We start from the raw sequence: 15,350 nt of genomic DNA, 5'->3' as shown, positions 1-15,350 counted from the left end.
GGGAGCACCATCATTTAAATACAATTACATAGATACATTCTTTGTATCCGTTTCAACTGATTTCTGAGCATTCGCTGCTTTATTTGCCGCAATAACAAATGGCAGGTAAATGAGTGTAGAAATCGCTAAGCACAAAAACCCTATAATTAACGCTAGCCAGTTTCCGCCTGTGCCAAAGAAGGCGATCAGCGGTCCTGGAGTGGTCCATGGAACCGAATACGCAATCGGCGGTATGAGCTCTGTCGTGATCGCTATATATCCGATGATGATATTAATCGCAGGTACAAGGATAAAAGGCACAATTAAGATTGGATTTAACACAACCGGCAACCCGAAAATGATCGGTTCATTAATATTAAAGAGACCTGGTGCGATGGAAAGCTTTCCGATATCCCGATAGTCTTTCCTTCTTGAGGCAATAAAGATGGCGATAATTAATCCTAGCGTCATTCCAGATCCGCCGTAGTTGGCAAAAGCATCATTAATGGCCCAAGTAACAGGATACGGCGCTCCCCATGCTGTTCCATTTGCTGCAACAAACTCTAAATTTTCAAGACCAGCTTCTGCAAACATGCCCTCACGTATAGCTGCAATCGTATTTGGTCCATGAATACCAAACACCCAAAGCAAGTTAGAAACAATCGCTAAGATGACCAAAGAAACAATATTCGTGCCTAAATCTTTTAAAGGCGTTTGAATTAATGTGTAGATTAATGCATGAATGCCATCTGGGAAAATCGCTAAGATGATAGCGTTACCAATTGAGAAAAGAATTGTAATGATTACAATCGGGAAAAGTACTAGAAACGTTCTTGAAATTGCAGGAGGCACAGAAGCAGGCATTTTAATCTGCAGCCTCTTTGCTTTTGACAGCTTACTGAAAACTTCTCCTACGAGCAAACCAATCAGCATCGCCACGAATAATCCTTGAGCACCTACCCATTGGGTAGATAGAAGGCTTGCACCATCCACAATGATATATTCAGGATATACGATAAAAAATACAGATAAAGCCGTCAGTCCACACAACAAATCATCGGCCTTTAAAGCAATGGCTATATTCCTCGCTATCAGAAAGACGATGAAAATTGATAGAATACTAGTTGAACCATTTAAGACAGGTGCAAAAACCTGCTGAAAATCTGCCAGATTAGGAAATAATTTATGCAAAAATAGCATCTTAGCAATAAAGCCATCTGGTGCAAGCACCGCAAAGTTTAATAGAACAATTAATGATCCAGCAAGCGTGATCGGAAATGCCAATATAAACGCATCCCGAATGGCGACAATATGACGCTGAGAATTCAGCTTTGCTGCTACTGGCACAAGCGCCTTTTCCATTACACGTTCAAAGCGATCCATGAATCCCATGATTTACCCCCTATATTCTTTTTTTATTTTCCATCTATCAGCTCCAAGGCTCTTTCAAGTACTGCTCCTCCATTCATGGTTCCATAAGCCCTCATATCGATTACTTCTACCGGCACCCTCCCTCCTACCATAGCGTCCACCTGAGATTTCTGATACCTGACCTGAGGACCAAGCAGGACAACATCTACTTCTGCGGCTGCTTTTTCACATTCAGATACAGGCAGAGCAACTATATCTATTTCAACACCTTTGCCGCTGGCTGCTTCATTCATTTTGTTAACCAGCAGGCTGGTGGACATTCCAGCTGCACAAACTAATAAGATTTTTTTCATTGATGCTCCTCCTTCAATATCTCCGACGGAATATTCTGTAAGTTATTTCCGTTCGTTTCTATGACTTGCTTATACCAATAAAAGCTTTTCTTCTTAATCCGGCGCAGATCTTTTTCACTATGTTCATCCCGGTTCACATACACAAACCCATAGCGTTTTTTATAACCATTCAGCCAGCTTAAAATATCTGTAAAGGACCAAGTACAATATCCAAGCAGGTCCACACCATCGCTAATTGCATTTCGGCAGGCTTCTACATGTGCCTTTATATAGTCGATCCGATAGTCATCTAAAACATATTCTCCTTCTAACAGCGTGTCATACTCACCGAGACCGTTTTCGGTAATTAAAATCGGCAATCCATACCGGCTTGTCAGCCTTCTAAGACCAATTCGCAACCCTTCAGGATCAATTTCCCAATCCCAGTTTGTTGCTTCAAGATGCGGATTTCTTTTTGATTTATATAACCCGGGTATTCCGCTTTCTTCTGATGTGCCTTTTTTTCCTGTCGTATTCATCGCCCCAATGCCAATGCCGTCTAAAGGATTCATTTCCACAGTGCCTGAACGATAATAATTCACACCAATAAAATCCGGGCGTCCATAAGCAAGAAGCTCCATATCTCCATCTAAGATCGTCGGTGCTTCACCAATCTCCTGCAGATAATTCAGACTGACCTTAGGATATGTTCCCCAGCAATATATATCCAGCCACCAGTGGTTGTTCAGATCCTCCGCATTTTCATAGGCAAGAATATGATCTGGATGACATGAGTATGGATACGTTGGACCAAATGCAAAACTCGGACCTACTTTTCCGTCAGGTACATACCTTCGAAAAGATTGAATCGCTTTCGCATTAGCCAGATTGGCAATATGATTTGCATCGTACATTCTTTTATCATCCCTGACTCCTGGCGGATGAAGTCCTGTACGATATCCTAGCCCAATAAAAACATTCTGTTCATTTAAAGTCACCCAATACTTCACTCTGTCGCCGAACCTTTTGTATAAAGTTATACAGTACTCATTAAAGTCTTCGATAATTTCTCTGGATTCCCATGCGCCATATCGATCCATAAGTGCCTGTGGAACATCCCAATGATATACCGTTAAAATCGGTTCAATCCCATGCTGCATCAGTTCATTTATTAAATCATCATAAAACTGTAAACCAGCTTCATTCACTTCTCCGGTCCCGTTTGGATATATGCGGCTCCAAGAAACAGAAAATCTGTAAGCTTTTAAACCCATTTCTGCCATTAATGCAACATCTTCCTTGTAGCGATGATAATGGTCAACCGCTACATCACCATTCGTTCCCTCATACGTTGTTCCTTCAAGCTTAGTATAGATATCCCAGACAGAAGGCCCTTTGCCATCTGCATTCCATGCTCCCTCAACTTGATATGCAGCCGAGGCAGATCCCCATAAAAAGTCGCTTGGAAAATTTTTTTTAGTTGTATGGATCATTTAATCACCTCTTTCTATATACAATATTGTATACGCTTTCATTTAAAGAGTAAATACAAATTTTAAAATTTGTATTTTGTATCATATATTGTTACTTGTTCCAAGACTGAAACAGGATGTTCCTTAACTGTTAGCCTGTTTATAAATTTCCTTGGCGATCGTTTCCAGTAAATAGACAACTGGAATTTGCGTAGTTATATTCGATTTGCTCCGGTATTCTTCTGTGACATAGTAAGAGATATTTAAATCTGAAATTCTGGCAATCGTGCAATCTTTATGATTGGTGATGCTCACAATTGTACTGCCTTCTTCCTTTAATTTTTTTATTAAATCAATGATTTCCATTGTTTCTCCAGAGACACTGAGGGCAATGGTTACACTATCATTAGAGTATTTTGAATGAATAGGAAAGAAAGGGTCTTTAATATAAAGAGAGAACTTCCCAAGACTGGACAAATAGCGTGACCCATATTCCGCCATAATTCCTGAGCTGCCAATACCTAAAAAAATCACACTTTCTGCTTTAGAAATAAAGGAAGCTGTCTCTTTTATATAAGACTCAAAGTTGCCTTTTAACGTCCGTTCAACAAATTCTGACAGGGCATGCTGAGTGCTTTTTAACTCTTCAGGCTGGTTTTTCGCAATATAGAGCTTAAGTTTCACTTTAAACTCTGAAAACCCCTCGCAATCCAGCTTTCTGCAGAAACGCAAAATAGATGAAGTCGATACATGTGTTTCATCTGCCAATTCTCTGATTCTCATATAAGTGACCTTTTCAGCATTTGTTATGACATATTTGTATAACGAGCATTCCATTTCATTAAACGATGAGATGATTTTGTTTGAAAACATTTTGTCCTCCTTCCGTAAGAAGCACTTACACTTTCTTACATAATTGCAGCTTTCATTCCATGTACAAAATCAGAAGTATTTGCTTTATATTTCGATTTTTATTCATGTATTCCTCTTTCATGGGGTCTAAGTAATTTCAGACTGCCGGGGAATATGCTAAATTATTTGTTTTAATCAAGTTATCTCTCTCATCAATACGTGGGGCATTACCTCCATTACGTGTGAATAATTTCAAAAATAAAAGAGGCTGGGACAAAACGAAATTATTATTTCTAAAACACGAATATTCAATATCTTGGTTTCGGTATTTAATCAAGACCGTTCCATTGCGCTGCGGACCCTCGCTTTCCGCGGGGAGCAAGCTGAGCCTCCTCGTCACTTCGTTCCTGCGGGGTCTCACCCTTTGCTCTGCAGCCCGCAGGAGTCGAGGGCCCTCCGCTCCATTTCACTCATGTAAATAAAAAATATTTTATAATTATAAATAAAAAACCGAATGATTAGAAAGATGACCTTCCTTACCATTCGGTTCAATAGGTGTGTTAAATACTTATGTCCCAGCCTCTTTTATTACCTGCTTATTTAACTTGCTGATTCATCCATTCTCTTACTTCTTGTGTTGTTTCTATCGAGACTTTGTCATTTCCGCCTGGTGACTTGATAAAAAATATGGTTGTACCTGGCAGTGATCTTTGCGCATACTTAATCCCTGGAGGAGTTACGTAAAAATCTCCTTGCTCAAATCTGTAGGTTTCACCTGTATCAAGATCAAGATACTCTGTTACACCGCTGACTAAAAACTGATATTCATGTGCTTTTGTATGATAATGCGGCATTTCTGCAGATGCATCAGAGTAGGATGTAATGCCAATTTCCAATTTATCATCTTCAAAGTAATTTAACTCTTGCGGGAGTGCTAACTTGCCTGTTAAATATTGTCTTGTACTATTGAGTAGGGCATCTTGAATTTCATCATTCTTAACAATAAACATTTTCTTATCCATAAGTACCTCCCTCTGGACGATCATTTAGTTCAAATACTATTTACAATCCAGCAGTGTCCTTACTCATTAAAGCACTGGCTGTCATTTCATCTGTAATTAAGATATCAATAAATCCGCCTCTAAGAGCTCCAAGCAAACTATCTACCTTATGGGTTCCTTCTACAATACAAATGACCTTTTTAATTTCTTTAAATTCTTCTAATTCCACACCAATAATTTTGGATGTAAGAGAGTCGTTGATAGATTGACCATTGATATTAAAAAAGCGAAAACCAATGTCACCAGCAACTTCCTTCTTTTCTAACTCCCTTAGATCCTGTTCTTCTATATATCCTACTTTTCTTAGAGTTGAATCTTCGAAAGGATTTCCTATTCCAACAATCGCGATATCTACGGCTCGGGCAATCTCCAATACAGCTTGTATATCTTGAGTTGACATTAATCGCTGCTTTAATTCTTCGTTTTCGACGATTGCAGGAGCATATAGGTAAGTACAATTGCCATGCAATTTTTTTGCAAGTTCATTCGCAAGCTGATTCGCATGTATATTTACATTTTTAATTCCCATCCCGCCTTCTAATGGGACAACGGTAATATCACCTTTTTTCAAGAAAGGAAATTCATTGACGAAATGAGCCAGCGTTTCTCCCCAAGAGATTCCAATATTTTCGACATTTTTTAGATTTTGTGAAATATAATGTGCAGCAGCTTGTCCAATAGCACGTCTTGCCATTTCTCCAGATAATCCATTATGCGGGATTACAACAGCATCAGCCAGTTCGAACTTATCTTCCAATTCTCTCTCTAATTCAACCGTGCGAACACTTTCTTCCATTATATATACTCGCACAATCCCCTCGTCTTTAGCTCTTTGAAGCAATTTAGAAATAACGGGTCTGGACACACCTAATTTTTTTGCGATTTCTGCTTGAGTGAGCCCATCATGATAATACATACTGCAAACTTTCACCATGTAACGTTTTTCCTGCCAGTCCATTCTTCTATTCTCTCCTTTAATACTGCCCAACATTTCCTAATATCTTCATTTTACAACACGCTTCATGGAAAAGCACTGACCGTGGTATGTTGTATGAAAACATCATGGGCTTTAACTAAACAATAGAGAGAACTTCCGCTATCTTATATTTTCTAATCAAAAACCGAAACCACATTAGAATGGCTTCGGTTATGAAATTTTAATTCTAAAATGTAACTTTTTCTGCTGACACTTACTTTGAGAGATGCTGCTTCACTTTATCCACAACATTTTCTACAGTAAAGCCGTATTCTGCTACAACCTTATCTCCTGGTGCAGATGCTCCAAATGTATCAATGGAAATGATTTCACCATCAAAGCCGAGATACCTTTCCCAGCCAAATGATGTGCCCATTTCAATTGCAACTCTTTTTGTTATATTTCTTGGTAAAACGGATTCCTTATAGACAGAAGACTGTTTGTCAAAACGATCCCAAGAAGGCATACTGACAACTGAAACATCAATTCCTTCTGCAGAAAGAGCATTTTTAGCCTTTATTGCCAAGCTGACTTCTGAACCGGAAGCCAGTAAAAGGACATCTGCTTCTTCTCCTTTACTTGGTGATATAACATATGCTCCTTTTGCAACCTTATCGTGGACTCCTTCAACTGTTCCTTCTAATATAGGAAGGTCTTGTCGTGATAGTACTAGCGCTGTTGGTGTATCACTTGATTCTAAAGCAATTTTCCAAGCTGCTGTAGATTCATTTCCATCGGCAGGACGGATCACAGAAAGTCCAGGCATTGAACGCAATGCTGCTAATTGTTCTACAGGTTCATGTGTAGGACCGTCCTCTCCAACCGCAATACTATCGTGTGTGAACACATAGGTAACAGGTAATTTCATTAATGCTGCCAGGCGAATGGCTGGTCTTAGGTAATCTGAAAATACAAAGAAAGTACCGGCATATGTTTTTAATCCCCCGTGCAGAGCGATACCATTCATTGCTGCGCCCATAGCAAACTCACGCACACCATACCATATGTTTTTACCGCTGGCATCTAACTTAGAGAAATCACCTTTTTGATTCATATAAGTTTTATTAGAGCCAGCTAAGTCAGCAGATCCTCCAAAGAAGAACGGAACCATCTCTGCTATTTCATTAATCGTCTTGCCTGAAGATGCCCTTGTCGCCATAGACTTTCCAACTTCATACGTTGTTAATTTTGTCTCCAGTTCCATTGGCAGCTTTTGAGTAATTGCCTTCTCGAGATCTGCTGCCAGTTCAGGATATTTCTTTGAATAGGATTCAAAAGCAGAATTCCAATCTTCCTGCTTGGCTTTACCTGCTTCGTGTACTTCTAATTCAAAATGTTTGTATACTTCTTCAGGAACATAAAATGTCTCATATTCCCATCCATAAAATTTCTTTGTCAATTCGGCTTCCTCAAAACCAAGTGGGGCGCCATGCGAAACCGATTTTCCTGATTTATTGGGTGAGCCAAATCCAATTGTTGTTTTCACCTCTATTAGAGTGGGGCGATCAAAATCTTTTTGTGCTTCTTGTATGGCAGAAGAAATTTCGGCCACATTATTTCCATCTTCAACTCGAATGACTTGCCAGCCATAGGCCTTATAACGGTTTTCAACACTTTCAGAAAAAGATTTATGTAAGTCTCCATCTAGTGAAATATCATTTGAATCGTATAAAACAATCAGTTTTCCCAGTCCTAAGTGACCTGCTAGTGAAGACGCCTCTGAGGAGACTCCTTCCATTAAATCCCCATCTCCGCAAATAACATATGTAAAATGATCAATTATGGAGTAATCGTCCCTATTGTACCGAGCTGCTAAATGCTTTTCGGCCATGGCCATCCCCACAGCAGTTGCAACACCTTGACCAAGCGGCCCTGTTGTTGCATCCACGCCTGGTGTATGTCCATATTCCGGGTGACCAGGTGTTTTACTTCCCCATTGGCGGAAAGACTTTAACTCATCCATTGATAAATCATAATGAGACAAGTGAAGAAGACTATATAAAAGCATCGATCCGTGCCCCGCAGATAACACAAATCGATCTCTATTAAACCAATTAGGATCTGATGGATTTTGATTCATAAACTTTGTCCAAAGTGTATAAGCCATTGGCGCTGCACCCATTGGCATCCCCGGATGACCCGAATTCGCTTTTTCAACGCTGTCTATTGAAAGTGTACGTATCGTATCAATGGACAGCTGATCTAAGAATTTTGTCACTTTAAACTCCCCCTATTAACTAACAGAATAAGATAATAAATAATGAGGTGATATGTTACTTCATCACCTCATTTCCTAGTTGCTTCAATCTAATAATTCTTTTGCTGTATTTTCATCTGTAATAAGAACATCAATTAGTTTGGCGAACAGTGAAGTCCGAATGGCTTCGACTTTTTCCTTACCGCTTGCAACACCAATAACCAAAGGAATCTTCTTTAGATTTTCCAACTCCATTGTAATGACCTTATCATTCCACGGATTGGAGAATGCTTCACCATTACGGTCAATAAAATTGTAGCAAATATCTCCCACAATCCCTTCATAATTAAACTCCTTTTGGTTCACTTGGTGCAGATACGATTTCACCATTGTAGAGTGTTCAGGTGTACCGCCAATCCCTACTACTGCAATATCCGATTTACTGGCAATATCAAAAATGGTTTTAATGAAAGATTGTTGTACAATAACTTCTTTCGCCTCTTTTGAATCTACCAGCACAGGTGCATGCAACAACTTATAGTCAGCATGAAAACTCTCCGCTACTTTTGCAACAATACTGTTAGAGTGGATGTCTACCCGTTCATCCCCCATCCCGCCAACGAGCGGAACAATGGTGAGCCCAGAAAAATGCTGACTGGGAAGAGATTTTGCTACTTCATTCAGTGTTGTTCCAGATGAAATCCCGATCGTTTGACCATCCTTTATGATTCGCAATAAGTACTTGCTTGCAGCAGCACCTAAGCGAGCCTTAACACTCTCTCCTTCTCCACTCGAAACACAAACCACTTCTCTCAGGTCATATCTTCGCTCAACCTTTGATTCAAGAGCCATATACGGATGTGCTTCATCATCATGTATAATGATTTCAACGACTCCTGATTCTTTTGCTTTTGCCAGATATTTAGAAATAAGCGATCGGCTTACCCCGATTGATTTAGCAATTTCTGACTGAGTTGCTCCTTCTTCATAATACATATTGGCCACTTTGACCAACAACCTTCTATCTTCAAGTGAGGACATATAAATCATCCATTCTATTCATTCTTTATTTAGTGAATTTAATTTCTTCTCCTTCATTAAATACAGGAAATTCAGAAGGACTAACAAAAACGGCTCCAGGCAGAACATCTCCGTCAGGCTCTTGAAAATAGATTGAAATATGGCCTAACTCTTTGAAATTTGCATTGGCTGCAGAACCAACAGCTGTAACAGTGTATTCTTTATTGCCTACAATAAACTTTCCGCCCTCTTGGATAAAATCATCTGCAACTGCTTCCTGCTCATGAATAACTGAAATCTCCCGTAACTCCGCTGGAGCCGAAGGACCGAATAATATAACTACCTTTTCCGCTTCAAAACTAGGAACTAATGGACCAACTTCTTTGATAATTGATTTACTCATTGTATTACCCCCTGTATTCATTTTAATCATACAATTTTAATTATACATGCCAAAGCTAGCAAAGTAAGCGATAACAACAGCTAAAACACCTGTGATTAAGCGGCTGTATAATACAGCTGGAACACCATATTGTACCGTTTCAGGCTTAGCTTCCCCAAGTGATAAACCTACAGGAACAAAGTCTGCACCTACTTGACCGTTAATGGCAAATAGTGCTGGAAGCGCAAAGTGGGGAGGAATATTCCCTAATGCAATCTGACTTCCGATTAGTACCCCAATAACTTGAGCGATTACTGCACCAGGTCCAAGAACTGGTGATAATAATGGGATCGTACAAATAATAACGATCACGATTAAACCCCAAATGGAACTTGCCAGCGGTGACATTGTATTCGCAATGATATCGCCAATGCCAGTATAATTGATTATACCAATCAGCATGCTGACGAAGGCCATAAATGGGATAATATTCTTCAATAACATTTCGATCGAGTCTCGACCTGCTTGATAAAACGTACCTGTTACTTTACCAATTCCTTTAGAAAAACGCATTAAGAAATTTTCATTGCTTCCTTGCTGCTCTTGTTTGACCTTTTTGTATTCTTCTTGGAATTTTTCTTTATCAGATGTATCAAATCTGCTATTAGATTCCTCAGCATTCTCTTCCTTTTCAGCAGCAGCAGAACCGGCACCATCTGCAATTGAAATCTCTTTTTCTGTCACACCAGAAACAAAGATATCTTCGGTAATATGCTTAGCTAGCGGGCCTGAAGGCGAAGATCCTAAAATATCTACTGTAGGAATTCTTTTCATTGGATATAATCCAATCCTGGCTGTACCGCCACAGTCAATGACCACACACATCATTTCATCTTCTGGTACAGAGTTTTTAAAACCATCAATCGCTTCTGTATTTGCTAATTCTGCAATTCTTCTTGCGACAGGGTGAATACCTCCGCCAGTAATAGAAACTACTTTCACTTTTTTACCTTTTGGCTCTATTGTTAGCCCTTTTCCCCAACCGCCTGAACCTTTATCTACAAAGACAGCTTTATATGCCATCGTTCATCTCCCCTTCTCAGTAGAATGCGCTTACATCCGATTTGCCAAGTATTTTGTAATTTGTTCAGTGATAATTCCTCTAAGGAACATAACTACTATACCTACCAAGAAAAATCTGACTGCTAATTCTGAAGTCGCATATCCAGCTTGTGTTAAGCCGTTAGCAATTCCTAGATAGACGAAAAGCTCACCTGCGTTTGCATAAGGAAACAATGCTGTTACTGGGTGTAAAAAAGAAACGAGCGAATCATAAAATGCAGGTTTTTGCTTTTCTTCTACAAATCTTCCAAATGTATATGCCATTGGATTAGTAAGAAGGAGTATAGATAAGATCGGCATTAATGTATATCTCAGAACCGTATATTTGGATGCAAACTTAATTACTCTTGTTACTCTTTCTTCCCCAATAAACTTAATCATTGCATAAGTAAAGGTTAATAATACGACAAGTGTAGGAACAATTCCCGTAAGCAGTCCCATAAACTGTTCTCCACCAGCATTAAACATTCCAATAAAGTGTTCTCCAAACCATTGAATCCATTCCATGGTCACACACCCCTTTGTTCGTATTTTCCTATTTTGAAAGAAGCAGCTTCCTCCGTCGGCTTTGCAAGGAAGCTGCTATATTTTTCAACATTTAGGCATTTGGCATAGCTTTTCGAGAGATGGATAACAATGCACTTTCTGCAGCTGTATTCAGAGCATCACTTATAGCAGGCATTTTTTGTTTCTTTTTTGATTTTTTCTCTTGTTTTGCTGATTCATGAAGAGAATCGAGCATGGAGCCTACATGGAGACCTTTATACTTTTCAATTTCTTTAAAAGTGGAAAGTACAGTAATCCCTTTCATCACTTGGCATTCCATGACCATATAATTTTCATCAACAACAAGCATGGCAATTGAACCGGCACCAAGTTTTCTTCTTGATTGACCAGAGAACAGATAATAACCTTGTTTGCCTTTATACTTCTTAATCATTGTTTCCATTGATTTTTTGTAGCTTCTGACCTGGAAAAAAGTCAGAATATAATTCATTACCAAGATGCCGCATGCTATAAGGATTAATTGCATTTGTTATCTCTCCTCCCGCAAAAAATTACTTAATAATCTCAGAAACGTTTCCTCCTGAAAACAGATGATCCTGCAGTGATCTAAGTTTCCAAACCGTAGTTGTTGGATCTAGTTCAATATCATCTTCAGTTAAAAACTGTCCTTCTCGGATATCTTTCTTAGCTACAACTTTACCGCTGATTAAACCTATTGGAATGTGTCCGTTTGTTTTCATATCTTCATGTGTTTCTAAAACACCTCTTACAGAGTAGCCGCCAATTCCGTCCAGTGTTTCTCCCGCTTTAATATCTCGTTTAGCTACTGTAACTGTCTCTGAAATCGGTGCTCCCAGTGGATGAATGGATGTATCATGATTTAATACCGCTTTAGCGATCGTTACAGGTGTTTCAAGACTTGCCAGATGGTAAGGGCGATATAAAGTATAGTGTGAACCATGGTTTTCACTAACTTTCAATAAGTAGCGCAGCTCTTCATCTACTGGCTCTAATTCACTCTTCACAATAACAAAGACCCCTGGCGCAAGACCGTTAACATAATCGACAACGCCTGTTTTCTCAAGAACTCCGCCATTTTCTTTTGTATTAAGGATATCTGCAACGTTATCTAAGTTGGCTTCAACTCCATGCATGCCTACTTTGTCAGGAATAAGCCCAATAGCATTACTCAAAAGGTTCATTTCTGCCATTGTTTTTGTTCCATCCTGGAAAGCAGCCAGCATGTGAGCACTCATATTTTTTCGTTTTGCTTCTGCTGCACAAGTATCAGGATTTGCTGTTGGAATCAGCGGGTTATTTTTCCCTTTACCAGCAACAACAACTTCTAAGCCCATTGTCTTAGCGAATTCGTACAGTTCAACGATTGCTGCCGGCTCATCACCAGCTGAACCTGTGTAAACGAGGCCAGCTGAAGTAAATAATTGATTCATAACCGACCCGATCGTTATATCTACTTCTACATTCAGAAGAACTAGATGCTTCTTAGATCTTAAAGCTTCTAAAGAAATATTAGCTCCAACTTCAGGTACTCCAGTTGCATCTACTACAACTTCTACATTCTGAGATTGAATGATTGCGCGGTAATCAGTTGAAACAATCGTATCAATTGCTCTTTTTTCCTGAGAACGATAAAAGTCTTTTGCTCTATTCGCATTTTCTAAGTTCACATCACAAATTCCGCCAACTACCATTCCGGGAATCCGGGAAATTTGAGAGATTAGTCCAAAGCCCATTTGCCCGGCTCCAATAATTCCTACCTTAATTGGGTTTTGCTGTTTTTCTCTTACTAAAAGCTGTTGATACACTGACATTTTAATTCCTCCAATGCGCTATTTTTTCGCAACATTTTGTATATTGGTTGCGTTTACAATTTAATGCGATAAAATAATAGATATTAAACCACGAATATAACAAATGATATTTTTAATAACCAATGTCAAAATCGTGTCATTTACCACAACTCATAACATTTGTTATTTGTGATTTTATTATAGTCTGATAAATTTATAGTGTCAACGAAAATAAACTAAAAATTTTTATATGACAAAGGAGATTTTTTTAGATGACAAGAGTTGATTACTATTATGATGGTCACGCACCCATTCCCAATAGCATTGTTCCAGCTGTTTCAGCCGTTATATTGTCAGAAGACGGAAGCGAAATATTACTTCAGGAGCGGGTGGACAATGGAAAGTGGTCTTTGCCTGGAGGACAGGTGGATCCAGGTGAGTCTGTTGAGGAAGCAGTTAAGAGGGAAGTGAACGAAGAAACAGGAATTGATATCGAGGTTTTAAAAATGATCGGTGTTTATAGCGATCCAAATCACGTTATTTCTTATTCAGATGGAGAAGTACGGCAGCAATTCTCTATTTGTTTCCTATGTAAGGCACTAACCAGCGAGTTAACTGTCAGTCATGAATCTAAAAGAGTATCTTATGTATTGCTTGATCAATTACATATGCTTAATATGCATATTACACAGAAAATCAGGATTGAAGATGCTTTAAAAAATCAGGCGGAAGCTTTTATCAGATAGACTAAGAGAGGGAATGGCCTGGAAATTAACAATAGCAAATAAAAAACCGAATGATTAGAAATAAATCTTCTAATCATTCGGTTACGTAGTTGGTTAAAGGTTTTAGGTCTCTGGCTCTTCTTCTAATCTATTTAAATGTCTATTGTCAATTCTTTAAAATCCTAACTGCTTCTTGTGCTGCTTCATTGAATGTTTCTGAAATGGTTGGGTGCGGATGGATCATTTTTGCAGCTTCCTCAATGGTTCCTTCTAAATACATGAATGCAGATGCCTCAGAGATCATTTCGGTTACATGTTCTCCTACCATAACGGTGCCTAGAATTTCACCATATTTCTTATCAACAATCATTTTTGTAAAACCTTCCGGGGCTCCGCTGCTCCATGCCTTCCCGCTTTTAACGAAATCATATTTTACAACCTCGAAATCCAAGCCTTTTTTCTTCGCTTCTTCTTCATTTAATCCAACTGCGGCGATTTCTGGTTTCGTATAAACACAGCGCGGCATCACATGATTGTTCATCATTTCATTTCCGCCAAATGCATTATTAACCGCAATGATTCCTTCAGCACTAGCTGCATGAGCTAACTGATATCCCCCGATCACATCTCCAATTGCATAAACATTTGGCATACTCGTTTCCATTTTTTTATTCACTTTAATAAAAGGTCCGTCTGTGTCCAGCCCAATCTCTTTTACTGCAGACAAATTGGGGCTCCTGCCTGTGCAAACTAAGATATGAGAAGCATCAAATTGTATACTCTGTCCATTAGATTCACAATGTACTTTTTTATTGTTATTTATTTCTTCCACTTTTTTGACCAGTGTTTTTGTGCGTATATTTATATTTTTCTTTTCCAGCTCCCGCTTTAAATAGGATGCTGCCTCCTGATCTTCAGAGGGCAGGATCATTTCCGCAGATTCAATGATTGTTACTTTTGTATCAAGGGAAGCGAATATTGTAGCCAGTTCGACGCCAATGACGCCGCCACCTATAATGATTAAGGATTCTGGTATTCCTGTTAAGTCAAATATGGTGTCACTTGTCTCATAACTGACTTCTAATAAGCCTTCTATAGGAGGTACAGCTGGCATAGAACCTGTAGCAACGATGATTTTCTCCGCCTGAAGATACTTTTCGTTCTCTGTCTCCTGCACCCTTACAGAACCATTAGACTGGATGTAGCCATATCCTTGATAGACGTCAATTTTGCCTTCCTTGAGCAGATATGAAATTCCTCTTCGCAGCCTTTGAATCACATCGTCTTTTCGTTTTTTTAATTTTGGGAAAGAAAACGTTAAGGACTCTGTTTCAATTCCCCATTCTTTTGCTTTTTTGATTTGTTCTATGACTTCGCTATGCTTTAAATAGGTTTTGGAAGGAATACAGCCTCTATTTAAGCAAGTTCCTCCAACAAAATCAGCTTCAATTAAAGCTATTTTTTTTCCCGTTTCAGCCGCATGAAGAGCAGATACATATCCTCCCGGGCCCCCGCCGATCACGACAAGATCATATTTTTTCAT

At 39.0% G+C, this 15,350-nt stretch carries 15 protein-coding genes; 1 reads left to right on the top strand and 14 read right to left on the bottom strand.

All coding sequences use genetic code 11. The features are described from left to right. Nucleotides 1-24: 24 nt before the first annotated feature. The 13 genes from F7732_RS21605 to F7732_RS21545 all read right to left on the bottom strand — a co-directional run bounded on the left by F7732_RS21605 (nucleotide 25) and on the right by F7732_RS21545 (nucleotide 13,103). A complete protein-coding gene (locus tag F7732_RS21605) occupies nucleotides 25-1,371 on the bottom strand; it encodes a PTS sugar transporter subunit IIC (RefSeq protein ID WP_151576096.1) in 1,347 nt (448 codons plus the stop codon). A 23-nt stretch (nucleotides 1,372-1,394) separates the two neighbouring features. Further along, on the bottom strand, nucleotides 1,395-1,703 hold the full coding sequence (locus F7732_RS21600; protein ID WP_080844359.1) for a PTS sugar transporter subunit IIB: 309 nt from the start codon (nucleotides 1,701-1,703) through the stop codon (nucleotides 1,395-1,397). Then, nucleotides 1,700-3,175, bottom strand: coding sequence for a glycoside hydrolase family 1 protein (locus tag F7732_RS21595; RefSeq protein ID WP_151576095.1), 1,476 nt, complete (start codon nucleotides 3,173-3,175; stop codon nucleotides 1,700-1,702). Before F7732_RS21595 ends, F7732_RS21600 begins: the two co-directional genes overlap by 4 nt. A 123-nt stretch (nucleotides 3,176-3,298) precedes the next feature. Beyond that, nucleotides 3,299-4,027 carry a MurR/RpiR family transcriptional regulator gene (locus F7732_RS21590; RefSeq protein WP_151576094.1) on the bottom strand — a complete coding sequence of 243 codons (729 nt, stop codon included), beginning with the start codon at nucleotides 4,025-4,027 and terminating at the stop codon, nucleotides 3,299-3,301. 575 nt (nucleotides 4,028-4,602) lie between these two features. Then, nucleotides 4,603-5,028, bottom strand: a complete 426-nt coding sequence (locus tag F7732_RS21585; RefSeq protein WP_161598933.1) for a cupin domain-containing protein — start codon at nucleotides 5,026-5,028, stop codon at nucleotides 4,603-4,605. Nucleotides 5,029-5,068: 40 nt separating this feature from the next. Then, entirely contained in the window at nucleotides 5,069-6,025 is a 957-nt protein-coding gene (locus F7732_RS21580; RefSeq protein WP_151576092.1) for a sugar-binding transcriptional regulator, read from the bottom strand. Nucleotides 6,026-6,257: 232 nt separating this feature from the next. After that, on the bottom strand, nucleotides 6,258-8,261 hold the full coding sequence (gene tkt, locus F7732_RS21575) for a transketolase (protein WP_151576091.1): 2,004 nt from the start codon (nucleotides 8,259-8,261) through the stop codon (nucleotides 6,258-6,260). Nucleotides 8,262-8,345: 84 nt separating this feature from the next. Then, nucleotides 8,346-9,281, bottom strand: coding sequence for a sugar-binding transcriptional regulator (locus F7732_RS21570; protein WP_151576090.1), 936 nt, complete (start codon nucleotides 9,279-9,281; stop codon nucleotides 8,346-8,348). 25 nt (nucleotides 9,282-9,306) lie between these two features. Next, nucleotides 9,307-9,663: a PTS glucitol/sorbitol transporter subunit IIA gene (locus tag F7732_RS21565; RefSeq protein WP_151576089.1), complete on the bottom strand. Its 357-nt coding sequence runs from the start codon at nucleotides 9,661-9,663 to the stop codon at nucleotides 9,307-9,309. Nucleotides 9,664-9,699: 36 nt separating this feature from the next. Further along, nucleotides 9,700-10,725 carry a PTS glucitol/sorbitol transporter subunit IIB gene (gene srlE / locus F7732_RS21560; RefSeq protein ID WP_151576088.1) on the bottom strand — a complete coding sequence of 342 codons (1,026 nt, stop codon included), beginning with the start codon at nucleotides 10,723-10,725 and terminating at the stop codon, nucleotides 9,700-9,702. A 30-nt stretch (nucleotides 10,726-10,755) separates the two neighbouring features. Next, a complete protein-coding gene (gene srlA / locus F7732_RS21555) occupies nucleotides 10,756-11,271 on the bottom strand; it encodes a PTS glucitol/sorbitol transporter subunit IIC (protein WP_151576087.1) in 516 nt (171 codons plus the stop codon). Nucleotides 11,272-11,362: 91 nt separating this feature from the next. Then, nucleotides 11,363-11,797 carry a transcriptional regulator GutM gene (locus F7732_RS21550; RefSeq protein WP_151576086.1) on the bottom strand — a complete coding sequence of 145 codons (435 nt, stop codon included), beginning with the start codon at nucleotides 11,795-11,797 and terminating at the stop codon, nucleotides 11,363-11,365. 25 nt (nucleotides 11,798-11,822) lie between these two features. Next, a complete protein-coding gene (locus tag F7732_RS21545) occupies nucleotides 11,823-13,103 on the bottom strand; it encodes an NAD(P)H-dependent oxidoreductase (protein WP_151576085.1) in 1,281 nt (426 codons plus the stop codon). 251 nt (nucleotides 13,104-13,354) lie between these two features. On the opposite strand from F7732_RS21545, the gene F7732_RS21540 reads away from it, so the two are divergent. Continuing rightward, nucleotides 13,355-13,828 carry an NUDIX domain-containing protein gene (locus F7732_RS21540; protein WP_151576084.1) on the top strand — a complete coding sequence of 158 codons (474 nt, stop codon included), beginning with the start codon at nucleotides 13,355-13,357 and terminating at the stop codon, nucleotides 13,826-13,828. Between the two features lie 145 nt (nucleotides 13,829-13,973). Here the strand turns inward: F7732_RS21540 and lpdA are convergent, their stop codons facing one another. Beyond that, nucleotides 13,974-15,350, bottom strand: coding sequence for a dihydrolipoyl dehydrogenase (lpdA, locus tag F7732_RS21535; protein ID WP_151576083.1), 1,377 nt, complete (start codon nucleotides 15,348-15,350; stop codon nucleotides 13,974-13,976).

The organism is Bacillus mesophilum, assembly GCF_008923265.1.
GTDB lineage: Bacteria > Bacillota > Bacilli > Bacillales > Cytobacillaceae > Cytobacillus > Cytobacillus mesophilum.
The sequence above is the reverse complement of the archived record's forward strand: the minus strand, read 5'-3'. Positions and strand labels throughout refer to the sequence as shown.